The sequence below is a fragment of the Streptomyces sp. NPDC014623 genome (assembly GCF_043088245.1).
Lineage (GTDB): Bacteria > Actinomycetota > Actinomycetes > Streptomycetales > Streptomycetaceae > Streptomyces.
On record NZ_JBIBZU010000015.1, the window covers coordinates 162,282 to 183,826 of the forward strand.

Below are 21,545 nucleotides of genomic sequence, written 5' to 3' on the forward strand. Positions count from 1 at the left end.
ACTTCCGCAGCCGTGGGAGCGCTCCACGACGCTCCCACTGGGGTGTCGCTACAAAACCCCAGGTCAAAGCCTTTCAGAGCTCATCTTCGATGCGCGAGGACCCACGTTCGCCACACCCCCGTGAGGCGACCGCCACACGCGAAACGCCCCCGGAAAACACGTATCCCCAGGTCAGAACGATTCTGCCTGGGGATGCTCGATAGGGCGGGTGGGACTCGAACCCATAAGAGTGACGCCTCTCACCTGCGACGATCCCGAAACAACGGACATAGCCCCCCGTTTCCATCCGGCTGCGTCCCCCTCAATCCCGCTCGCCCGGGTGCTGGTGCAGCGTTCGCTGCACCACGTTCGCCCCACAGCTGAAGCTTCCCCGTGTCGGGCGGGAAGAGCGGATCCTCGTGACTGAATACCGGCAGCCCGCTCCCGCAGACACGACAGAGCTTCCCTTGACGATCATTCGCCACCCACGACAGGAAGTAACGCACCGTAACGAACCAAGGGCTCGCCACCGGCCAGCGCCGCCGGGGCCGACGGTCATGGGAGCGCCGATCAGCCAGGCCGCCGCAGAGCCGTTCTCAACTCTCCCGTTTCGGCCGCGGTAGCGAGAATCTTGTAGGCTTCTTCCGTCTGCGCGAAGCCCAGCTCCCGAGTGATGAGCCGCGAGAGGCGCTGCACATGCTGAGCAGTTAGCGTATCGAGAAGCCAACGCGTGGATGATGCGTCGACCTGACCAGTGCTGATGGTGACATTCTTGCGCCACAGCTGTTCAAGGTGCAGGGTGACTGCCGAATTGTGCATACCGACGTTCGCGATGTGGCCACCTGATCGCACCGATCTCGTACACAGCGTGAAACTTTCCGGAGTTCCCGCCGCTTCGATGACCACATCCGCTCCGGGACCCTCCGACAGCTCCGCTATCAGCCGTCCCGGAAGTTCAGCGGCGTCAGCCCCCAAGTCGGTGGCCATCTCCAAGCGACGAGGCAGCAGGTCAACCGAAATTACACGGGAAGGGCTGAAAATATCAGCAATACTCACAGCGGCCAAGCCGACGGGCCCTGCACCCACCACGGCAACCACAACTCCGGGCCGCACCTTACCGTTACGCAAACCGAGTTCGAAAGCCGCAGGTAGCACTTCGGAGAACAGGACGGCTGTATTCACGTCCAGGCCATACGGCAGTTTGTGCGTCGAGTGGTCCGCGAACGGAACACGGACATAATCTGCCTGCGTACCATTTATTTCGTGGCCCAGTAGCCAGCCACCTCCCCGCGTGCACTGGCCGTAGGCGCCTTCCCCGCATTGCCGACAGTGCCCGCAGGCGGAGATGGAGGAGACGATCACTTCATCTCCCGGAACGAGTTCGTGCACCTCCGGGCCGACTTCCATGATCTCGCCGACGGCTTCGTGCCCCAGAACCGTACCTGGCCGCACTTCACTGTCCTCCCCTCGCAGCATGTGCAGGTCGCCTACGCAGACCGTAGCCGCGTCGACCCGCACGAGTGCGTCAGCAGGCTCCTCGATCACCGGGTCCTGGACACTGTCCCAATGTCCTGTGCCGGGGCCGTGATAAACGAATGCACGCACACTACTCACTCCCTATCCCACGGCAGCCGGCCTAACGGCTGGCAGCCACAGCCCAGGCCTTCACCGAGCACGGCCACGCAACGCAATCCCGCTGCAGTCCGTCTGTTCGCACACCCCACGCAAGGGCAAAGGACCGCTGTCCGGTTGACCTGCCTTGCCCTTGCGACCTCCATTCCAGTCTCGGTTCGCGGTGGGCCGCTTCCGAGAGACGAAAGGGGTAGCCCTCGGGGACATTCGGCCCCTGCCTGACCATGGCGATGCGATCCGGATGTTTGTCTGGGGCAGCAGCCAAGGACCAGTCGGCCCTGCCGAGTGCGTCGGACGGCCCTTCAACGTCTCCGAGAGTGTGCGGAGACTCGGAGTCGAGGAGCCCGTTGTCCAGTTTCCCGCGCGGGAAGCCGCGCAGAGGCCGTTTCACCGCCATCAGAGCATGGCCTGAAGGGCTGTGACCCCATGCACGCAGCAATAGGAAGCCGCCGGTGGCGTACGCATCCTCTGCGCCGGAAGGTCGACATCCTGGAAGCCCGGTTGTGGCTTCTTGTTGCGGCGCTGACCCTCGTGTGTGCTTCGTCGATCGGCATCGCGCATGGATGGGCAGCCTTCGACCGTGAACAGCCAGTGGTCGCGGAGCAGCGGGCAGACCGGCATCTCGTACGCGCCACGGTCCTGCGCGACGCCGCCACGTCGTCGCCGTGGGCGGACGAGTCTGGGCGTTCCCAACGCGTCCCGGTGCCGGTCCGCTGGGTGACGGCCACCGGCGGTGAAGCCACGGGAGAGGCGCCGGTCGCACCAGGGACCGAGCGCGGCGAACGAACCAAGCTCTGGCTGGACAGCCGAGGCAATGTCACCTCCGCCCCACTCGAGTACCGCGATGTATGGGCCGAAGCGCTGCTGGTGGGCGGAAGCAGCGCCGCCGTGACCTTCGGTGCAGGCGCACTGGCCGGGATCGGCGTACGGGTGGTGTGCAACCGGCGTCGCGCGAGCATGTGGGAGTCCGAGTGGAGCAGAGTGGAACCGGAATGGAGTCGCCGTGCCTGACCTTCGACCGGACGATGTGCGGACCGGCCTACCAGGGGAGTTTGTGATGACGACCTCGCCTCACACCGTGAGCGATTTGATGACGCACACGGCGGTTGCCGTGGGCAGCAGAGCCACGTACAAGGACATCGTCAAGCTCATGAACCAGTGGAAGGTGAGCGCTCTACCGGTGCTCGCCGGCGAAGGGCGTGTCATCGGGGTGGTCTCGGAGGCGGACCTTCTCCTCAAGGAGGGGAACCGTCCCACCGGCGGCTCCGCGCCGAGTGATCGCCCGTTCGCGGATTCTGCCAAGGCGGACGCTGTATACGCGGAGGAGCTGATGTCGACCCCTGCCGTCACCGTGCACGCGGACGCGACAGTGGCTGAAGCGGCACGGATCATGGCACGGCGCCACGTGAAACGTCTGCCGGTGGTGGACAGTGGTGGACTGCTTCAAGGCGTAATCAGCAGAGGCGACCTGCTGAAAGTCTTCCTGCGCTCCGACGATGACATCGCAGCCGAGGCGCGCGGCGTACTGTCCGAACTTCCGGCTGCGGCAGACGTCGACGTGCGGGTCTCCGACGGGGTGGTCACCCTCGGCGGGGCTCTCGCGGACCGGGCGCTGGTCCCGCTCCTCGCCCGGGCCGTTCGGGCCGTGGAAGGTGTGGTTGATATCCGCCTCGACTTCGGCAACCGGTGAGGCCTGCCGAAGCCCGCGACGGGCGGGGCGCGCACTTGTGCTTCAGTTGCCCGTCCTCAGATGGCTGCGCCCACCCAGGTGCCGGAGGCGCGGGACCCCTCGGTCACGCTTCACCGGGAACGGTGATCACTGGGCACTCGGCTCGGTGCAGGAGCCCGTGGACCACCGACCCGAGGCGCATGCCTGTGTAGCCACCACGGCCACGCCTTCCGACGACCACTGCGAGCGCGGTCGAGGAGGCGCGGGCAAGTTCCTCCACGGGATGCCCCCGACGCACCTCCTGGGTCGCTTCCACACCCGGATGTCCGGCGGAACACTCGGCAATCGCCTCGGTAAGGAGTCGACTGCGCTCTTCGAGTCCGGCCTCGCCTCCCCTGAACGCGACGGGTGGCCGCAGCCAGACCGACACCGCGTGGAGGGCAGCTCCTCGCAGTTCCGCCTCCTCAAAGGCGAACTGCACCGCCTCGCGTGACGAGGCACTGCCGTCTACTCCGACGATCAGCTGAGCCGGCCATTCCGTTGTGTGCTCGGGTGCTCTCACCACGACCACGGGGCAGTGTGCTTGCGCACTGAGAGGCGCGGCCACCGACCGGGTGCTGAGGAATTCCGCCGCGTGACCGAGCCGCCGCGAGCCGACCACGATCATGCGGGTGGGGCCCGTCGCTCGCCGGCAGAGCACAACTGCGGGCAGCCCGTCGACGAGTTCCGTCACCACATGCGCGTGTGGAGTGAGGCGGAGGACTGTCTCCGTGGCCGCGGTCAGAGCGTCTCGGCCTCGTGCCTGCAGCGAGAGGTGGTGGGGTGTCGAGTCCACGTGCTGGGTGTCATGCACTGGTGGGATCGCAAGTACCAGCCGCAGCGTCAGGTTTCTGCGGTCGGCCTCGTTCGCCGCCCACGCCAGGGTGGGGACCGAGGGATCACCTGGGTCTATACCGACCACTATCTGCTGGTCAGTGCTGGAGATGGTCACGTGACCTCCTCGGTAACGCCCCGGGGCACGATCTCGACGGGGCAGTGGGAATGGTGCAGCAGTGCGTGAGCGAGGCGACCAGCACCGGCCCCCATGCCGAGGTCTCGGCGTCCCCCCAGGACGATGAGGCCGCAGTGACGGCTCGCCTCGACGAGTACGGCTGCTGCGGATCTCCCTGTCACCAGCTCCGTGGAGACGGTTGTCCCAGGGAACTTCTGACGGACGCTTGCCGCGAGGTCCTGTATCTGCTGTTCGCTTCGACGGTCGGCCCCCTCATCCGCACCGGGGAGGGGCGTCGTGTCGACCGCTCTCGCCAGAATGCTCCTGACCCCCAGCAGATGCAGGTTCGCTCCCCGGATCTGCGCCTCTTGCGCCGCGGTTTCGATCCAGTCCTCATCCGTGGCTCCTCGAACAGCCGCCGTAACGCTCTCAACTTCCGACCATGTGGACTCACCGCGTACCACCACGACAGGGACGGTGGCTCCCGCCGTCACCCCGAGGCCCACCGAACCGAGCATGAGCGCGCTGAAACCCCCACGCCCACGGCTGCCCACGACGATGGAGTCCCGCGGGCCGGCCGCCTGGTGCAGAGCCCATACGGGCTCTCCGCGGCTGAGCTGCCTGGCGATGTCTAGAGACGGGAAACACTCCTGCACCGCTTTCGCGGTTTCGGAGAGCCGTTCGCGCGCCTTCTCGCGGACGCTTTCAACCGTCTGAAAAGAGGCGAATCTGGAGATCCGGTCGAGATCAGCCGCGTACAGAACGCACAGCCTCTGTCGGCACGCATCGGCCTGGGCCGCCGCCCAGAGAGCGGCCGCTCTGGCGTGTGCAGAACCATCGATGCCTACGACGACCTGTCCTGGTCGCGCTGTTCCGAACGTTCCAGTGCTCATATCCGCTCCTCGGGCAGCATGCACTCGATCTCAAGGTGCCCTCACCAGCAAGTGGACGACAGGGCCACGGCGGTCCCTTCTGAGGACCGAAAGGTCCTCCGAGGAACCTCTGACATAGCGCCGAAGGTGCCCCACTCGGCCCTACCCGTAGGAGACCGCTCCGAGAAATGCTTTACGGGTAATCGGACGCGCCCCGGTTGGGGTGGGCGGCTCCGACGATCAGGAAGAAGCGCTGAGCGCCATGTCGCAAGCCACGACCACGGATCTGTACGAAGCGTCGATGGCCCTCTCCTACCTGCGAGAAGGCATGACTGAGGACGCCACGTTCAGCCTCTTCGTACGCGGTCTGCCCCCGGGCCGTGGCTTCCTGGTGAGCGCGGGGCTGGAGCCGGTTCTCGACTTCCTGACCGATTTCCGCGTCACCGCCAATGACGCGCGGGACTTCGCCGCCGCTCTCGGACGTCCGGCGCACGAGGTGGAGCCCCTCGTCGGACTCTGTTTCGAGGGTGAGGTCAGAGCCGTACCGGAAGGCCGGGTCGTTCTGCCCGGTGAGCCTCTGCTGGAAGTCACCGCACCACTGCCGCAAGCGCAACTCGTCGAGACGTGGCTGCTGAGTCAGGTCAGCCATCAGACGACCGTGGCGGCCAAGGCGGCCCGGTGCGTGCTTGCCGCTGCCGGGCACCCTGTCGTCGACTTTTCTCTGCGCCGGGCGCACGGGCCGGAGGCAGGGATGCAAGCGGCCCGCGTCGGCGCGATGGTCGGCTTCGCCGGAACCAGTAACGTCGCTGCGGCACTCCGGTGGAACACGCCGGCTTCCGGAACGATGGCACATTCGTACATCGAGGCCTTCGGCGACGAGGAAGCAGCGTTCATGGCCTTCGCACGCAGCCGTGCGGGGCCGATCACCCTCCTGGTCGATACATACGACACGGTGGAGGGCGTCGTGACTGCGGCTCGCGTCCTGAACGCCCTGGAACGGGGTCGCGGCTCCGCGATCCGGCTCGACAGCGGGGACCTGGCCGACCTGGCCCACCGGTCACGGACAGTCCTGGACCAAGCAGGTTTGCCGGACGTCGGCATCATCGCGAGTGGCGGTCTCGACGAGTACCGCATCGACGACTTGGTCCGTTCCGGCGCACCGATCGATGTGTACGCCGTCGGGACCAAGGTGGGGACATCGTCCGACGCCCCGTATCTCGACTCGGCCTACAAGCTGGTCGAATACGACGGCCGGCCGGTGATGAAGCTGTCCGCTGCCAAGGTGACCGCACCCGGGCGCAAGCAAGTCCTTCGCGCAGCGGGGATGGACGATGTGATCGCTCTGGCTGAGGACGACGTACCCGAGGGCCGGGAGCCGCTGTTGCGGACAGTGATGTCGGCTGGACGCCGCACCCACGCGCGCGACACCCTTGCCACCGCCCACGAGCGGTTCGTCGGTGACCTGGCTGCCCTACCGCAGCAGGCGTGCCGAATCCGTGACCCCGAGGCGCCGGACCCCGTGGTTTCCGCTCGGCTTTCAGCGCTGGCCTCCGACGTTCGTCAGCGCCTGGAGAAGGGTGTCGAGCAGCGGCGCAGTGGTGGGGCCCGCTCGCAGCACTCGGACCTTCCTGGGGCCCGGCGAACCGCAGAGCGTCCGAAACTCGCGCACAACGGTCAGACGGAAGGAGCCACCCGCCCACCGGAGAGCAGACACCGCCGGTGATGTGCGAGATGCCGAGAGGGATACACCATCGCTTCTGGGAGCCGGACATGACAGGAAATGTGGCAGTAGGTGCGAACGGGTCTCCGGAGAGTCTCGCAGCCGTCAGGTGGGCAGCCCGGGAAGCAGCGCTGCGGGCAGTCGCACTCCGCATCATCCATGTGCAGGAATGGCCTGTTCCTCCCGAGCGCCTGGAACACGTGGCGGCATGGGGTTCCACCCGTGAAGGGCCCGTACCTCCGGAGCGTTCCCGGCAGTATGAGGAACTGCTCCAGCGAGCAGCCGGGGTCGCCGAGCAGGCCGAGCCCGGTCTGGCGATCGTCGCGGAGGAGCTGGTCGGAGAAGGTCTCGCTCATCGGGCTCTTCTGGCCGAGCTCGAGACGCCCGGGAGTGTGGATCTGCTTGTTCTGGGATCGCAAGGGCTCGACAGCTTCACCGGCTTCCTCGTCGGCACCACGTCCCTGCCTGTGGCCGCGGCGTCCGAACGCCCGGTGGTACTCGTACGCAGCCGGGAGACCGACTCCGGAGCACAGGGCGGCCACACGGCGGCGGAGACCGGGCGGCTTGTTCTCGGTATCGATCTGAGGGGAGACGAGGACCACGAAGCGGTACTGGGATTCGGCTTTGCCGAAGCGGCCAGGAGGAACAGTCGGCTTCAGATCCTCCACGCCTGGACCTTGCCGGCCATGTACGCGTACGCCGAAACCGCCGATCCCGGCATAGGAGAGGAACTGGCCGACCAGATATCGCGGACTCTGAGCCGCACCGTGGAGCCGTGGCAGAAGCGGTTTCCGGACGTACCGGTCCAGGCCAAGGCGGTGGTGGGGGCGCCGGGAGCCGAGCTGGTGTACGCGTCGCCCGGTGCCGACCTGCTCGTCGTCGGTCGCCGGAAACGGCCACTTCCCGTCGGCCCTCGGCTCGGGCACGTGGCCCACGCGGTGATCCATCACGCCAAGTGCCCCGTCGTCGTGATCCCTCACACGTGATGGCTGCTCCGGACGGGAGAGGAACCCTGATGCCGACCCACCGCGCTGACGTCGTGTCAGTCACCGCCTGGGTCGATGACGCCACCAAGGCGCCGTCGATGCACAACGCCCAGCCCTGGAAGTTCCGTTATGTGCCGGCGTTGAATGTTCTCCGCCTGCACATGGATACGGACCGCTCCATGCCTCGTACGGATCCGACCCACCGCGGCATGCACATCAGTTGTGGCGCCGCTTTGTTCAACCTCCGTGTGGCCGTCGCGCACGCCGGGTGGTCGGCCGAAGTCCAATTGCTGCCCGACCCGGACGATCCCACGCTGCTGGCCACCGCGGTGTTCGCCGAGCGCGAGGGAAACGACTCGGTCTCAAGCCTCTACCCAGCGATCCATCATCGGCACAGCAGCCGCGAGCCCTTCACCGACGAGCCGGTCCCCGAGGTTCTTCTCGACGGCCTCAAGGGCGCTGCCCGGGCGGAGGGCGCGGCCATGTCCGTTCTCGGCGACTGGCAGGTCGACGCGGTGATCGATGTGGTCAGAGAGGCCGCGCAGGACGAGACTCTGTCTCCTGCCGTCCGCGAGGAGATCACCCGGTGGACAGGATCCGGCACCGGCGTCTCCGACGGGATCCCGGCCTACGCCTTCGGACCACGGCATCACTACGGCCGGGCGCCGGTGCGGGATTTCGCCGTGGGCCGCAAGGTCCCTGACCGCCGCTCGGCGGACTTCGAGCAGGCTCCCTGTCTCGCGGTGCTCGGAACGCCCGAGGACCGCCCTCGGGACTGGCTGCTCGCCGGCCAGGCCTTGGAACGAGTGCTGCTGCAGTCGACGCTGGACGGCTTGTCCACGTCCCTCAACTCGCAAGCCCTTGAACGACCCGAACTGCGGTGGCTCCTGCGGGCCCCTCACTCCGGCTCGGCATCGGCATTCCCGCAGATGCTGCTCCGGCTGGGGTACGGTCCTGTCGTCCCACCGACCCCCCGCCGTGCGGTGAGCGACGTGCTCCATGTTGATCGGGGGACGTCGCCCTGAGGGGCGAGAACCCGTTGGGCACCACCGAGGACGCGCGGCGGCGTCAGCGGTCGCGGACCACGATGCGGCGTCCGGTCACCCTGCCGGGCGTCACCGTGATCCACATGTCCCGCTGCCCACCGGCCCAGGGTGACGTGACGGACCCGTGCTCCTCGAGACGCTGGACAGCCTCCGGCGCGGTCACTGCCTGAGCCTCCCCGACGACCAGCACGCTCCATCCCCGGCTGAAGGCTTCATCGATGTGATCCACCTCGAAGGCGGTCTCGTGTCCGGCCGCGTTCGCCGGGCCGGAGTCGGGCGAGGTCCTGTAGGCGACCTCCCCGCCGGTGGAGACGTAGTTGACCGGGAACACGGCTGGGCCACGCCCGTCGCTGACGACCACGCGACCCACGCCGTGGGTCCCTAGCAGCTTCCAGCACTCCTCCTGGCCGAGTTCCACCAGCTCCGGGTGATAGGCCGCTCGGCCCACACCGGGAGGCAGGTCGACCGTTCCTCCGGTGAGTTCGTCCACCGTCGTTTCGAGCGCGTTTGCCAGGCGCACCATGAATCCCATCCCGTGAGACCCAGGCTGCGTCTCCACGTACTCGATATATCCGGGAGCCGAAGCGGTGCGCAGCGCCAGCTCCCTCCGGGACAGTCCCAGATGCTCACGGCGCGCCGCCACACGTCTGCCGAAGTCACCAGCTGCTGGGGGCGAGTCCTTCTGCGGCCGATCGGTCATGACGGTTCACCTTCCCGCTGTCGACAGCGAAGCGACCCCGCCCGAGGCCGGATGGCGTGGCAGAGTACAGCCCAGTCAGTTCACGCTACGCACGGATGGGCAACGCCGCACCACAGCCGCCGGGCCTGGCCGGCCGTACGCCCGCAGGGCGAGGCCAGGACCGCTCGACGACCTGCGACTTCCTGTCAGCCGTGCGGAACAACGGCCACCGGGGCAGCCGTGTGGTGCAGTACCGAGTGGACGACCGGCCCGACATGTGCGCCCAGGCGCGAGGCGCGGTGGCGGAGACCCACGACGACCAGCCTGGCCTGGTGTGATGCTTCGACCAGGTCCTGCGCCGGATGCCCCTGGACACATTCACTACTCACCGGAACCGCCGGATACACTTCTTTCCAAGATTCCAGTGCCCGGGTCATTGCCTCTTGTCGTCCGGTCGCCACTTCTTCCATCAGCGCCGGTACGACGTCTGTCGTACCGGGTCCGAACAGTGGCGGCAGGGACCAGCTGTGAACGATGCGCAATCCGCATCCATACCTCTCGGCGCAGGCGAACGCGAAACCCAGAACCTCTTGGCGTGCCTCCGGCAGATCCAGCCCCACGACGACGTCGTCCGCCGAGGACAGGGTGCCCGGGTCATCAGGAGGTACCGCCCGCACCAGGACCAGCGGACACCTTGCGCGAGCCAGAACCGCCAAGGACACCGACCCGACGATGAATCCAGTGAGGCCGCCGAGTCCGCGAGAACCGAGGACCATGAGTGCGGATCGTTCGCCGGCGGCCAGCAGTTCCTCGACGGGGTCGCCCGGTTGTGGCTGTGTGTCGATCTGCATGCGCGGATGGTTCAGCCTCACCTGCTCGGCGGCCCTGTGCAGAGCCACTCCCGCCGCCCGCCGTTCGGTCTCCGGATCCGTGTAATGGGCCGCTGGAGCATCGCCGTCCCTGAACACGTGGAGGAGACGCAGAGGGCACCCACGGAGCAGGGCTTCATCGGCTGCCCAGTTCGCGGCTGCGAGGCTCTCCCGCGAGCCGTCGATTCCGACACTGACGATCTGGGACATGGTGCGCTCCTCATGAGGTCGAGGCCTGCCGCCAGCGTTGCTCACTTCGTCGGCCCCGAGGAGGGCCGGAAGGGCACCATCCGGGCCGGTCGGCCCGTCGATGTGGCCGGCCACCACATCGGGAATCCCGCCGCTCAGCCAATCGGGGGCACGGGTTCTTTGCGAAGGGCCTCAGCGGGGACGGACCAGGCCGCCGGGCGCCACGCTCTCCGCTGGCGCGGCACCCGGAGCACAGGCACTGTGGGCGGTGAAGGACTCGGACGAGCGATGAGGCGGTCATGGGCAGCGATACCGAAATCACCCCCCGCGTCGTAGTCGGTGTCGATGGCTCCAGCCCCTCTCAGGAGGCTCTGCGCTGGGCAGCGCATCATGCTCAGCTCACCGGCGCCGTCGTCGAGGCGGTGTGTGCCTGGGACACCCCCTCGGAGATCGGCTGGGCGGGGCCCGCAACGGAAGCGGGCTTCGACCTGGAGCGCGCCCAGCTCCGCTTCGCGGAGGGGATCCGTGCCGTGTTCGGCGACGTCAAGCCCGCCGAGGTGCAGGAGATGCTCGTACGAGGTGACCCGTCCGAAGTCCTGATCAGAGCATCCGAAGGGGCGGATCTGCTGGTGGTCGGTAATCGGGGGCGCGGAGGCTTCGCGCGGGCCATGCTGGGGTCTGTGAGCCAGCGGTGCGCCCAGCACGCCAAGTGCCCGGTGGTCGTCGTACGGGCCGGTGCCTCAAAAGCTCACTGAGGTTCACTGAGGCGGACCGGATGTCGCATCGACGCGCCCGTTCTCTCGGCGACGTCACGGTGTGCTGGGGGCTTCCAGACGGCACTGCGCATCCACCACACCGTCCACGGATCGGGCCAGTCGTTCGGCGACGGGGATCAGAGCTGCGTCGCGGACCGTCCCGTCGATCGTCACACGCCCCTCGCTGACATCCACGCGAATGTCCCGACGTGAGACAGGAAAGAGACGGTCGACCACTTCCTTCCGCACCTCATCGGCGAGTTCCCGGTCCGTACGCAGGAACACCTTGAGCAGGTCGGCACGGCTCACGATCCCCTTGAGAATTCCTTGCCCATCCACGACCGGGAGACGCTTGATCCCGTGTTGCGCCATGAGCCGGGCAGCCTCGGGAAGGGTCGCGTCAGCGGACACGGTGACGGCTGGGGACGACATGAGGTCCCGCGCGGTCACGGCCCCTGCCTTCGCGTAACTCGTCAAGCGGTCTCGCTGACCGATCATGGTGGCGTCCTCGTCACGCAGCTCCTCTTTCGCGAGCAGGTCCGCTTCGGAGACGATACCCACCACTCGCCCCTCCCCTTCGAGGACGGGCACAGCGGTCACCTGCCACTGATTGACAGCGGCGACTATCTCCTTGAAGCGCGCGTCAAGCCCCACTGCGACGACCGTCCGCGTCATCACGTCGCTCACGTGGTGAGGTGATCGACTCGTCATGGCGTCGATCCCTCCGAAGGGCTCTCGGCTCCGCGGGGCACCACGACGACGGGACAAACTGCATGATGCAGGACCGTGTGCGCGACCCTGCCCAGCTGCAGGCCGACCTGACGCTGTCGTCTGCGCGCTCCCACCACCAGCAGGTCGGCCACGGCGGAATGCTTGAGGAGGACCTTCCGGGCCGGCCCCTCTGCGGTGATTCGCCGTACGGCGACGTCCGGGTAGTCACCCTCTGCGGTCGCCACCGCCTTATCGAGCAGGGAAGAAGCTCGCGCTTCGTGGTAGTGAGCGGGTTCGCCGACGAGAAGCGGATGATCCGCCGTTTCGTGGGAGGGGCAGCGCCAAGCACGAACCACGTCCAGCTCGCAGTCCCGCAGCCGGGCCTCGGCGAAGGCGAACCGCACGGCCGGCGAGTTCCCGTCGGTGTCACCGATGCCCAGCACGATCCGTCCGTGTGCTCCCGCCAGGCCTGCCTTGTCTCCTCGCACGACGGCGACCGGGCACTGTGCCCCGGCAGCGACCGCCAGGCCGACCGATCCGAGAAGCAACCCGGCGATCTCACCGCGCCCTCGGGATCCGGTGACCAGGGCGAAAGCGTTCTGTCCCTCTCTGAGCAACGCGCCGGCCGCTTCCTCGGGAACCACTTCTGTTGTGACCCGCAGGTTCGGCGCGCGACGCCGAACCCGTTCAGCGGTGGAACCGACGATGTTCTCGGCCATCACCTGTTCGTCCGGCCGCGAGAGGCTGGTTGCGAGGGCGGCGCCCTCGTATCGATGCCACAGAGAGGCGTACACGAGCCGCAAGGGCACCTCGTGGCGGAGGGCTTCATCGGCTGCCCAGTCGGCCGCGAGGAGACTCGATTCGCTCCCGTCCACACCGACAACCATTGGACGAGACCCCATGGCACTCACCACCCTTTGCTGCCTGCCTTCCGGTACTGCCACCGTCCCACCGGGCGGGCACTCCACCCCAGGGCCGACTGGGCCCCACAGAAGCCCAGGCGGCCCTGGGTAGCCCTCCCGATACCGACGGACGATAGGAATCACGGGGCAAGCCGAGCGCAAGGAGTCCGGCAATGGCACGAACCGAGGTGCTGACGTATGTGCGGCTGAGAGACGGATCGAGCGCTCGCGTCAGGCGTGCTACTCCACCCGACGCGGACCGGGTGCTGGGCTTCTACGACGCCATGTCGGCGCGCACCAGGCGCCTGCGTTTCCTTGCTACCGGACGCCGGTCGGCTGAACAGGCGGCTGCCCGGGTGGCGGAGCTGCCTGACGAGAACTACCGCGCGTTTGTCGCTGAGTCCGGCCAACGAGTGCTAGGCGTAGCGGACTTTGCCCGGGAATCGGGTGGCACGTCGGCCGACATCTCTCTGGCGGTGGCAGATGACCACCATCACCGCGGTCTTGGAACCGCGCTGCTGGAGCGGCTGGTCCAGGAAGCTCGTTCGGTCGGAATCTCCGAGTTCAGCGCCGATGCCCTCACCGCGAACCACGAAGTGCTCAGAGTGTTCGCCGACCTCGGGCTTCCGTGGACCCAGCGCGTCGACGGCCCTGACATCCACTGCACCGTCGAACTGACCGAAGTCGGGACGTATTCCTCGGCTGTGGACAGGCGTGCGTCGGTCGCCGACGTGGCGAGTCTGCGGCCGCTCCTGACACCGCGCTCCGTGGTCGTCGTCGGGGCGGGCCGCCGACCCGGATCGGTCGGGCGGTCGGTACTCCGCAATCTGCGCCGCACCGGCTTCCCAGGGCCTCTGTACGCAGTCAACCCGCATGCCGAGAGCATCGAGCAGGTCCACTGCCACCCTTCGGTAGCCGCGCTGCCTCGCGTGCCCGATCTGGCGGTGCTGGCAGTGCCCGCCCCCGCGGTACCCGGTGTAGCGGAGGGGTGCGGCGACGCGGGTGTCAGGGCTCTGCTGGTGCTGACCTCGGACTTGGACCATGCCCAGGCGGCCGAGTTGACGGCCGCCTGCCATACGTACGGGATGAGGATGGTCGGCCCCAACTGCCTGGGGCTTCTCAACACGTCGCCGGATGTCAGGATGGACGCCACGTTCTCAGCACGACCGCCGCTCGCGGGAACGGCTGGTGTCGGGGTCCAGTCGGGGGGCGTGGGTATCGCGGTGCTGGCCGGCATGTCGCGGCTCGGTATCGGAGTCTCGTCCTTCATCTCTCTCGGCGACAAGTACGACGTCAGCGGCAACGACCTGCTGCGGTGGTGGGAGGCCGACGGCGTGACGGACCTGGCTCTCCTGCACCTGGAATCGTTCGGCAACCCTCGAGCTTTCTCGCGCACCGCCCGGCGTGTGGCTCACGCGATGCCGCTCCTGACGGTCGACTCCGGCAGGTCCCCAGAGGGTCGTAGAGCGGCGGCTTCCCACACGGCTGCCGCCGCGACACGGACCATGACGCGCCAGGCCCTGTTCGTACAGGCCGGCATCACAGCCACGAGGTCCACACAGGAGCTGTTGGACGCCGCGGCGCTGATGCACTCCCAGCCGCTCCCCCGGGCCGAACGCGTGGCTGTCCTCACCGATGCCGGGGGCATCGGAGTGCTCGCCGCGGATGCGTGCACCGAGGCGGGCCTTTCCCTGCCGCCGTTGAGTGCCAAGGTGACCGATGCCATGCTGGCAGAACTTCCCCGTGGGGCGTCGGCCGCGAACCCTGTCGATGCGACAGCAGCCGTGAGCGAGGACCGATTGCGGCGCTGCGTCGACCTGATGTCGGACTGCGACGAAATCGACGCGCTGGTGGTGGCGCTGGTCCCCACAGCGGTCGCCTCAGCTGTCGGGGAAGACCTGGTACAAGCCTTGACCCACGACGCGGGCCACCGCCCTCGTCCGGTCATCGGGGTCCTGCCGTCCCAGAGTGAGCGTACGAAACTCCTCCCCGTTGAGGGAGGGGGCCGTGTTCCCGCTTACGGGGATGCTCAGGAAGCGATGCGGGCACTGGCACACGCCGTTGCGCGGACCCGGTGGCTGGCCAGGCCCGTCGGTAGTCCCCCGAAGCCCACCGGTATAGATCGCCACGCAGCCCGTGGGGTCGTCAGCCGCTTCCTCGCCCAGCACAGGGACGGCGGCTGGCTGAACCCCGCCACGACCGCGGAACTGGTGGGTCACTACTCCGTTCCTCTGGCGGAGTGGGCCTGGGCGGAGAGCCAGGACGACACGGTGCGGGCGGCTGAGCGTCTCGGGGGCTCGTCGGGGCGGGTGGCGCTGAAGGCCTGTTGGCCAGGTCTTGTCCACAAGAGCACCCAGGGAGCTGTGGTCCTGGACCTGACCGGCTCCCGCCAGGTTCGCTCCGCGTACGGAGACCTGATCGGGCGCTTCGGTGATCGCATGACCGGGGTGCTCGTGCAGTCGATGGTCCCCCGGGGCATCGAACTGTTCTCAGGGATGGTCCAGGACGAGGTGTTCGGGCCTATGGTTCTGTTCGGTTCGGGCGGTACCGCGACCGAGATACTCGCCGACCACGCGGCGCGCCTGGCTCCTCTGACCGACGTGGATGTACGCGATCTGATGCTCGCGCCTCGCTGCGCGCGTCTTCTGTACGACCCTGACGGGCACGAGACGGTCGACGTGGCAGCCGTCTCCGATCTGCTGGCCCGCCTGTCTCTGTGTGCCTGCGACCTGCCCGAATTGGTCGAAGCGGACCTCAACCCCGTCGTGGCACTGCCCGACGGCGTCGTAGTACCGGACGTTCGTGTACGTCTGCGCCCCCTGCGGTCCCCCGGTCTCGGGCCTCGGCAGAGTTGACACGGCCTTGACGGGTGCCTCCGGAGCCAAGTCGGCGCGGTCAATGCTCGCGCTCGTCGACGATGCACTCCAGCGTCAGCGGAGCTGACCAGGTCACTTCGGTGCCTCCGTTGTCCGGAGTGGTGATCTCCAGGCTTCCGCGGGCCGCCCGGGCACGTTCGTCCAGGTTGCTCAGCCCGCTGAACCTGGCATCCCCCGGGATACCTACACCGTCGTCGGTGACCGTCAGCGTAAGACACTCGGGCGTGACACGCAGGTGTACGTCGACCGACCGCGCGCGTGCGTACCGGGCGGCGTTACTCAGCGTCTCGACGAGTACCGCCTCCACGTGATCGGCAAGAGTCACCGGGACGCGGGTTTCTACAAGCCCCTCGATGCGCAGTGCGGGCGGGAAGCCGAGAAGCGTCGTGGACGCTTCGATTGTCTGTGCGATTCTGCTGCGCAGTCCCGGCGGTGCCTCACCCGGACTCTCGTGGGCACGGAGACCGAAGATGGTCGAACGAATGATCTTGATCGTCGCGTCCAGGTCGTCGACTGCCCTGCGGATTCGCTGTTCGGCCTGCGGATGGGTGACGAACCGTTGTGCGCTCTGCAGTGTCATGCCGGTGGCGAACAGCCGTTGGATGGCCAGGTCGTGCAGGTCACGCGCAATGCGGTCCCGGTCCTCCAGCAGCGCTGAGCGTTCGGCGTCCTTTCGCCGTTCAGCCAGTTCCATGGCCAGCGAAGCCTGTCGGGCGAACGCCGTCAAGGGTTCTGACTCTTCACGGGAGAAGACGGTTCCTCCCTTTCTCCGGGTCAGAAGGAGAACGCCGCGGACCACGTCGCCGGATCCGATGGGGACCGCCACGGCCGGCCCGAAGCCGGCCCACCGTGCCAGGTCCTCCCGACTCCGCGAATCGTTCTCGATGTCAGGGGTCTCGGACGCTCCTACCCGCGTGAAGGCGGTGCCTAGATAGCCACCACTCATGGACACGAACGCTCCGTGAAGCCGTTCCCCCTCCTCCCCGGTGGCAAGCGCGATCCGCAGCTTGCCCGCACCCTCGACGGGTACCGCGATCACCCCGAGGTCCGCTGAGACGTTCGCACGGGCACGCTCGATGATCAGGCCCATGACTTCAGCTCGGGGGCAGCCGGACATCAGACTGTTCGTGACCTCGGAGCCGGCAGCCAGCCAGCGTTCACGGCGACGCGATTCCTCGTAGAGCCGTGAGTTCTCGATGGCGATGCTCGCGGCGACGGCCAACGTCAGCAGCACCGCCTCGTCTTCCACGTCGAACTCGGCGGCGCCGCGCTTCTCCGTGAGATAGAGATTGCCGAAGACGCGTCCGCATACCCGAATCGGGACGCCCAGGAAGGAATGCATCTGCGGATGATGCGGCGGGAAGCCGTACGACGCGGGATGCTCGGACAGTTCTGTCAGTCGGAGAGGCTGCGGGTGACGGATCACCTCGCCCAGCAGGCCGTGGCCAACGGGGAGCCGACCGATGGCGGCCCACTGATCGTCGCTCACGCCCACCGGTATGAACTCCGCAAGACTGTCATCCTCACCGATCACACCCAGAGCCCCGTACTCGGCATCCACGAGGACGGTGGCTTCCTCGACTATGCGGTGCAGCACCTGCGCCAGTTCGAGTTGGCGGCCGACCGACAGGACTGCCTCCAGGAGGCTGTGGATACGATCCCGGGCGCCGCGGGCGGCATCGAGCCGTGCCTGGAGCCGACTCAGAGGCTCGTCGGGTGTCAGCCCGGACTCCACATCGCCCTCGCTCACGACAGGCAGCCTCCTGTGCGTGTATGGAAGGTCTCCTGTTCCACGGTATGGCCTGTAGCGACAGGCCGCGCGCCGGCCCGGAACCGGGCCGGCTACGACCCTGCGGATCCCCGCTCCGAGCCGAACGGGGTTCGTGGAGGGATACTGGCTCTGACCGGTCGCACCCAGTGCGCCTGGTGTGTCGTGATGAGTACCGGGAGCCGCGATGAATGACATACCGGCCAGTACGCCCACGAAGGAACCGACCCGAGTTTTCGTGTTGGACGACCACGAGGTCGTGCGTTGCGGCCTGCGCGACCTACTGGCCTCCGAGCCGGATCTCACCGTGGTCGGTGAGGCGGCGACCGTTCAGCAGGCCGTCGCCCGCGGGCCGGCACTGCGGCCCGATGTCGCCGTGCTCGACGTCAGGCTGCCGGACGGCGACGGCATCACCGTCTGCAGGGAACTTCGCTCAAGCATGCCCCACCTCGCCTGCCTCATGCTGACCTCCTTCGACGAGGAGGAAGCCCTGCTCGACTCCATCATGGCGGGCGCCGCGGGCTATGTGCTCAAGGAGATCAAGGGGGTCGATCTCATCGCGGCGGTACGAACGGTGGCGAGTGGGCAGTCGATGCTGGACCCGGCGACCACGGCGCAGCTCATGCGCTCACTGCGTGCCCCCACACAGCCCCACACGGAAGAGGACGAACGGCTGTCCGTGCTGTCCGACCGCGAGAAGGCTGTCCTCGATCTCATCGGCGAAGGCCTCACCAACCGGCAGATCAGCAAGAAGCTCTACCTGTCCGAGAAGACGGTCAAGAACCACATCTCGCGTGTGCTGGCGAAGCTGGGAGTGGAGCGCCGGGTGCAGGCTGCGGTCATCGCGACTCAGGTACAGGACGACCAGCGGACAGAACGCTGATCCGCACCGCTGCCGACGCCCCCCGGTCAGGCGGGCAGCGACACGGCGTCGTGTGAAGGCGCACCGACCACGACCTTCAGCGCGCCGGTGTCAGCAGCCCTGGAGAAGACGTCGTACGCCTCTTCCATCTGCGAGGGGGTGAAGCGGTGAGTGACCAAAGCGGGAGCCGCGGGAATGCGCCCGGTTGCCGTCATTTCGAGCAGCAGCGGTGTGGAGTAGGTGTCCACCAGGCCGGTCGTGATGGTCACGTCCTTCGACCAGAGGCTCTCCAGGTGGAGCGTCGCCGGTTCCCCGTGGACTCCTACGTTCGCGACCCGGCCGCCTGGCCGCACCATGCGCGTGCACTGTTCGAACGTCTCGGGGACTCCGACCGCTTCGACGACGACGTCTGCTCCAAGGCCGCCGGTGAGGTCACCCACCAGGGCCTCTGGGTCTTCGTCCGCACCGACGGTGACGTCCGCGCCCACGGATCGTGCCGCGTCCAGCCGGGACGGTGCGACGTCGACTGCGATCACACGGCGCGGGCTGTACAGGCGTGCGGTGGCCACGGTGGCGAGCCCGATCGGCCCGGCCCCGATGACGACCACTGTGTCCCCCGGCCCCACATGGCCGCTCAGCACGCCGACCTCGTACGCCGTCGGGAAAATGTCCGCCAGCAGGACGGCGTCTTCGCTGCTCACCGAATCGGGCAAGGGGTGGACGGACATATCCGCGTAGGGGACGCGCACGTACTCGGCCTGCGTCCCGTTGATCAGATGCCCTAGGATCCAGCCCCCTCCGCCCCGGCACTGCCCGAAGCGGTTCTCACGGCAGAAGCGGCAACGGCCACACGCGGTGATACAGGAGATCAGCACCCGGTCACCCGGTCGCACGCTCCGTACATCACCCCCTGTCTCCACCACTTCCCCCACCGCCTCGTGCCCGAGGACGGTGCCAGGCCTCACTTCGGGAACGTCTCCATTCAGGATGTGCAGATCCGTTCCGCAGATGGTGACCGCGTCAACGCGGATCACCGCGTCTCCGGGGTCTTCGACGCCCGGGTCAGGAACGTCCTGCCAGGCCTTACGCCCCTCGCCTTGGAAAACCAGTGCCTTCATGACATCTCCCTCTCCGCTCTGTTCGAAGCGCCTGTCCCCAGATTCGCAACCGTGAGGCCTGCCACGCTTGGGCCGGTCGGCACCTGTCCGGGACCACCAAGGCCCTCATATGAAACGCCTGTATGTCGCGGAAATCCCGAGCGCCAGCTTCCGCGACGGATGCTCCGACCACAGAGCGGACGGGGCGGAGTCGGTCATGGTGCGAAAGTGGCCGGTCGGTCCCGGCGACGGCCCGCACGGCCCTTCCCTCAACTTCCCGGGCCGCCGAGAGTGGAACCCGGATCGTCGTCACCGCGACTTCGCGCTCGACCCACCGGACAACCGGTAGCGCGAGCCGATACCGAAAGGCCGGCGAGGAGGCACCCGATGGACCAGAGCATTGTCGTCGGTCTGGACGGATCCGCGGAAAGCGTGTCCGCGGCCCACTGGGCAGCGCGGGAGGCCCTCCTCCGGAATCAATCCCTGCTCCTCGTACACGCCGAGGAATGGCTGTCGCATGCTGGCCCCGCCGCCGCCGGTGCACAGGCGCGTCGCCAGTGGGCGGAGGCGCTTCTCCTTGACGCCGCGAACGTACTGCGCGAGGCCCACCCGCAGCTGCACTTCAGCACAAGGTCCATCAACGGTCCGCCGGCCGCCTCACTCGCCGAAGTGGCCCCTACCGCCGAAATGCTGGTTCTGGGTTCACGGGGGCTTGGAACCCTCTCGGGCTACATACTGGGCTCCGTTGGCCTTGCCGCTATCCGTGCCACGGAACGGCCTGTCGTCCTTGTACGCCAGGCGGAGAAGGCGAAGCTCGCGCCCCAGGGCCACCAGGCGAGCCTGCCCGTCGTCGTCGGGATCGACCGACCGCACGATGCCCTCCTTTCCTTCGCATTCGACGAGGCGGCACAGCGCGGCTGTCTGCTCCGCATAATTCACAGTTGGGCGCCTCCCCCGCTGTTCGGTTCCGGGACTGCTTACGACCCCGAGGTCGCGGAGCAGGTCACGAGCCGTGTGGCGGCGAAGCTGGGCGATGTGCTCGTGCCGTGGCGCGACAGGTATCCGGCGGTTCCGGTCGAGGTGCGGGCTGCGATCGGGCGCCCAGCTGACCAGATACTCCAGGCAGGCACCGACGCCGGCCTCGTGGTGGTCGGACGGCACATCCGTACAGCTTCGATCGGCACCTACATCGGCCCGGTCACCCATGCCGTCCTCCACCACGCCACTCCCCCCGTAGCGGTCATCGCCCACCACGCGGGGCCTGGGCAACGACTTTCGGAATGACCGGCCACTGCGGCCCGCGTGCCGGCGCCGGGCTTGAGATCACACATCCGAAGCCGTCCGCGGCAGCGAGACGCAGGAAAAGGTTCTGAACACACCTCGCACGGGCCGAACAGGGCCCCGAGAGGACCATCCGGCCTACCTCTCCCTCGCAGAAAAGAGGCCGGACCGGGAGTGGACACCGATCAGGAGGCCCCGATGAGCACTCCCCTCAACCCGCGGCTGACCGCTGCTCTCTCCGCCGAGCAGCGAGAACGGCTACTGCAACACGCCCGCCCCGTGGACTTTCCCGCGGAGACCCGGCTTTTCGAGGAAGGCGGATACGCCGATCGGTTCTGGATCGTCCGGACCGGGACGGTCACCCTGGACGTCCACGTGCCGGGCAAGCGGCCTGCAGGGGTCGACAGCGTCAACGCGGGTGAACTGCTGGGCTGGTCGTGGCTGTTCGAGCCGTACCGCTGGCATTTCGGAGCCGAGACCATGACGCGGGTACGAGCGGACGAGTTCGACGCGGCGGCCGTGCGCATGACGATGGATGCCGATCCGAGCTTCGGATTCGCCTTGGACCACTTCGTCGGACAGATGCTCGCCCACCGTCTCTTCTCCGCGCGTGTGCGGCTCCTGGATCTGTACGCCCCGCACGGGAGCGGCCTGTAGATTC

At 67.5% G+C, this 21,545-nt stretch carries 19 protein-coding genes; 10 read left to right on the forward strand and 9 right to left on the reverse strand.

Annotated features, from left to right (window positions below; all coding sequences use genetic code 11):
- Positions 1 to 549: 549 nt before the first annotated feature.
- The gene (locus tag ACF1FZ_RS23960) at positions 550 to 1,584 is read right to left on the reverse strand and encodes an alcohol dehydrogenase catalytic domain-containing protein (RefSeq protein ID WP_391775436.1); all 1,035 of its coding nucleotides are present in this window, start codon (positions 1,582 to 1,584) and stop codon (positions 550 to 552) included.
- 453 nt (positions 1,585 to 2,037) lie between these two features.
- Between ACF1FZ_RS23960 and ACF1FZ_RS23965 the strand changes: the two genes are divergently transcribed.
- Together ACF1FZ_RS23965 and ACF1FZ_RS23970 are read left to right on the forward strand one after the other, a co-directional pair.
- Positions 2,038 to 2,622: a hypothetical protein gene (locus ACF1FZ_RS23965; protein WP_391775437.1), complete on the forward strand. Its 585-nt coding sequence runs from the start codon at positions 2,038 to 2,040 to the stop codon at positions 2,620 to 2,622.
- A 46-nt stretch (positions 2,623 to 2,668) separates the two neighbouring features.
- Positions 2,669 to 3,301: a CBS domain-containing protein gene (locus ACF1FZ_RS23970; protein ID WP_391775438.1), complete on the forward strand. Its 633-nt coding sequence runs from the start codon at positions 2,669 to 2,671 to the stop codon at positions 3,299 to 3,301.
- 103 nt (positions 3,302 to 3,404) lie between these two features.
- Here ACF1FZ_RS23970 and ACF1FZ_RS23975 read toward each other — a convergent pair whose 3' ends face one another.
- Positions 3,405 to 4,271: a universal stress protein gene (locus ACF1FZ_RS23975; RefSeq protein WP_391775439.1), complete on the reverse strand. Its 867-nt coding sequence runs from the start codon at positions 4,269 to 4,271 to the stop codon at positions 3,405 to 3,407.
- On the reverse strand, positions 4,268 to 5,164 hold the full coding sequence (locus tag ACF1FZ_RS23980) for a universal stress protein (protein WP_391775440.1): 897 nt from the start codon (positions 5,162 to 5,164) through the stop codon (positions 4,268 to 4,270). Before ACF1FZ_RS23980 ends, ACF1FZ_RS23975 begins: the two co-directional genes overlap by 4 nt.
- 241 nt (positions 5,165 to 5,405) lie before the next feature.
- Between ACF1FZ_RS23980 and ACF1FZ_RS23985 the strand changes: the two genes are divergently transcribed.
- From ACF1FZ_RS23985 to ACF1FZ_RS23995, 3 genes are read left to right on the forward strand one after another with little or no spacing between them, the layout of a single operon-like run.
- Positions 5,406 to 6,866 carry a nicotinate phosphoribosyltransferase gene (locus ACF1FZ_RS23985; protein WP_391775441.1) on the forward strand — a complete coding sequence of 487 codons (1,461 nt, stop codon included), beginning with the start codon at positions 5,406 to 5,408 and terminating at the stop codon, positions 6,864 to 6,866.
- A gap of 47 nt (positions 6,867 to 6,913) precedes the next feature.
- Positions 6,914 to 7,849, forward strand: coding sequence for a universal stress protein (locus ACF1FZ_RS23990; protein WP_391775442.1), 936 nt, complete (start codon positions 6,914 to 6,916; stop codon positions 7,847 to 7,849).
- A 29-nt stretch (positions 7,850 to 7,878) separates the two neighbouring features.
- Positions 7,879 to 8,874 carry an Acg family FMN-binding oxidoreductase gene (locus ACF1FZ_RS23995; RefSeq protein ID WP_391775443.1) on the forward strand — a complete coding sequence of 332 codons (996 nt, stop codon included), beginning with the start codon at positions 7,879 to 7,881 and terminating at the stop codon, positions 8,872 to 8,874.
- Between the two features lie 43 nt (positions 8,875 to 8,917).
- Here ACF1FZ_RS23995 and ACF1FZ_RS24000 read toward each other — a convergent pair whose 3' ends face one another.
- Together ACF1FZ_RS24000 and ACF1FZ_RS24005 are read right to left on the reverse strand one after the other, a co-directional pair.
- On the reverse strand, positions 8,918 to 9,595 hold the full coding sequence (locus ACF1FZ_RS24000) for a helix-turn-helix domain-containing protein (RefSeq protein WP_391775444.1): 678 nt from the start codon (positions 9,593 to 9,595) through the stop codon (positions 8,918 to 8,920).
- A 185-nt stretch (positions 9,596 to 9,780) separates the two neighbouring features.
- Positions 9,781 to 10,653: a universal stress protein gene (locus ACF1FZ_RS24005; protein ID WP_391775445.1), complete on the reverse strand. Its 873-nt coding sequence runs from the start codon at positions 10,651 to 10,653 to the stop codon at positions 9,781 to 9,783.
- Between the two features lie 278 nt (positions 10,654 to 10,931).
- Here ACF1FZ_RS24005 and ACF1FZ_RS24010 point away from each other — a divergent pair, with 278 nt between their 5' ends.
- Positions 10,932 to 11,387, forward strand: coding sequence for a universal stress protein (locus tag ACF1FZ_RS24010; RefSeq protein WP_391775446.1), 456 nt, complete (start codon positions 10,932 to 10,934; stop codon positions 11,385 to 11,387).
- 54 nt (positions 11,388 to 11,441) lie between these two features.
- Here the strand turns inward: ACF1FZ_RS24010 and ACF1FZ_RS24015 are convergent, their stop codons facing one another.
- Together ACF1FZ_RS24015 and ACF1FZ_RS24020 are read right to left on the reverse strand one after the other, a co-directional pair.
- The gene (locus ACF1FZ_RS24015; protein ID WP_391775447.1) at positions 11,442 to 12,098 is read right to left on the reverse strand and encodes a CBS domain-containing protein; all 657 of its coding nucleotides are present in this window, start codon (positions 12,096 to 12,098) and stop codon (positions 11,442 to 11,444) included.
- Positions 12,095 to 13,000 carry a universal stress protein gene (locus ACF1FZ_RS24020; RefSeq protein ID WP_391775448.1) on the reverse strand — a complete coding sequence of 302 codons (906 nt, stop codon included), beginning with the start codon at positions 12,998 to 13,000 and terminating at the stop codon, positions 12,095 to 12,097. Before ACF1FZ_RS24020 ends, ACF1FZ_RS24015 begins: the two co-directional genes overlap by 4 nt.
- A gap of 173 nt (positions 13,001 to 13,173) precedes the next feature.
- On the opposite strand from ACF1FZ_RS24020, the gene ACF1FZ_RS24025 reads away from it, so the two are divergent.
- Complete coding sequence (locus ACF1FZ_RS24025; RefSeq protein WP_391775449.1) at positions 13,174 to 15,855, forward strand: GNAT family N-acetyltransferase; 2,682 nt, start codon at positions 13,174 to 13,176, stop codon at positions 15,853 to 15,855.
- Between the two features lie 40 nt (positions 15,856 to 15,895).
- Here ACF1FZ_RS24025 and ACF1FZ_RS24030 read toward each other — a convergent pair whose 3' ends face one another.
- The gene (locus ACF1FZ_RS24030; RefSeq protein ID WP_391775450.1) at positions 15,896 to 17,626 is read right to left on the reverse strand and encodes a GAF domain-containing protein; all 1,731 of its coding nucleotides are present in this window, start codon (positions 17,624 to 17,626) and stop codon (positions 15,896 to 15,898) included.
- Positions 17,627 to 17,831: 205 nt separating this feature from the next.
- Between ACF1FZ_RS24030 and ACF1FZ_RS24035 the strand changes: the two genes are divergently transcribed.
- The gene (locus ACF1FZ_RS24035; RefSeq protein WP_391775451.1) at positions 17,832 to 18,527 is read left to right on the forward strand and encodes a response regulator; all 696 of its coding nucleotides are present in this window, start codon (positions 17,832 to 17,834) and stop codon (positions 18,525 to 18,527) included.
- A gap of 26 nt (positions 18,528 to 18,553) precedes the next feature.
- Here ACF1FZ_RS24035 and ACF1FZ_RS24040 read toward each other — a convergent pair whose 3' ends face one another.
- Complete coding sequence (locus ACF1FZ_RS24040; RefSeq protein WP_391775452.1) at positions 18,554 to 19,624, reverse strand: alcohol dehydrogenase catalytic domain-containing protein; 1,071 nt, start codon at positions 19,622 to 19,624, stop codon at positions 18,554 to 18,556.
- 366 nt (positions 19,625 to 19,990) lie between these two features.
- On the opposite strand from ACF1FZ_RS24040, the gene ACF1FZ_RS24045 reads away from it, so the two are divergent.
- Together ACF1FZ_RS24045 and ACF1FZ_RS24050 are read left to right on the forward strand one after the other, a co-directional pair.
- Positions 19,991 to 20,887 carry a universal stress protein gene (locus ACF1FZ_RS24045; protein WP_391775453.1) on the forward strand — a complete coding sequence of 299 codons (897 nt, stop codon included), beginning with the start codon at positions 19,991 to 19,993 and terminating at the stop codon, positions 20,885 to 20,887.
- A gap of 195 nt (positions 20,888 to 21,082) precedes the next feature.
- The gene (locus ACF1FZ_RS24050; protein ID WP_391775454.1) at positions 21,083 to 21,541 is read left to right on the forward strand and encodes a Crp/Fnr family transcriptional regulator; all 459 of its coding nucleotides are present in this window, start codon (positions 21,083 to 21,085) and stop codon (positions 21,539 to 21,541) included.
- The last annotated feature ends 4 nt before the right edge of the window (positions 21,542 to 21,545 follow it).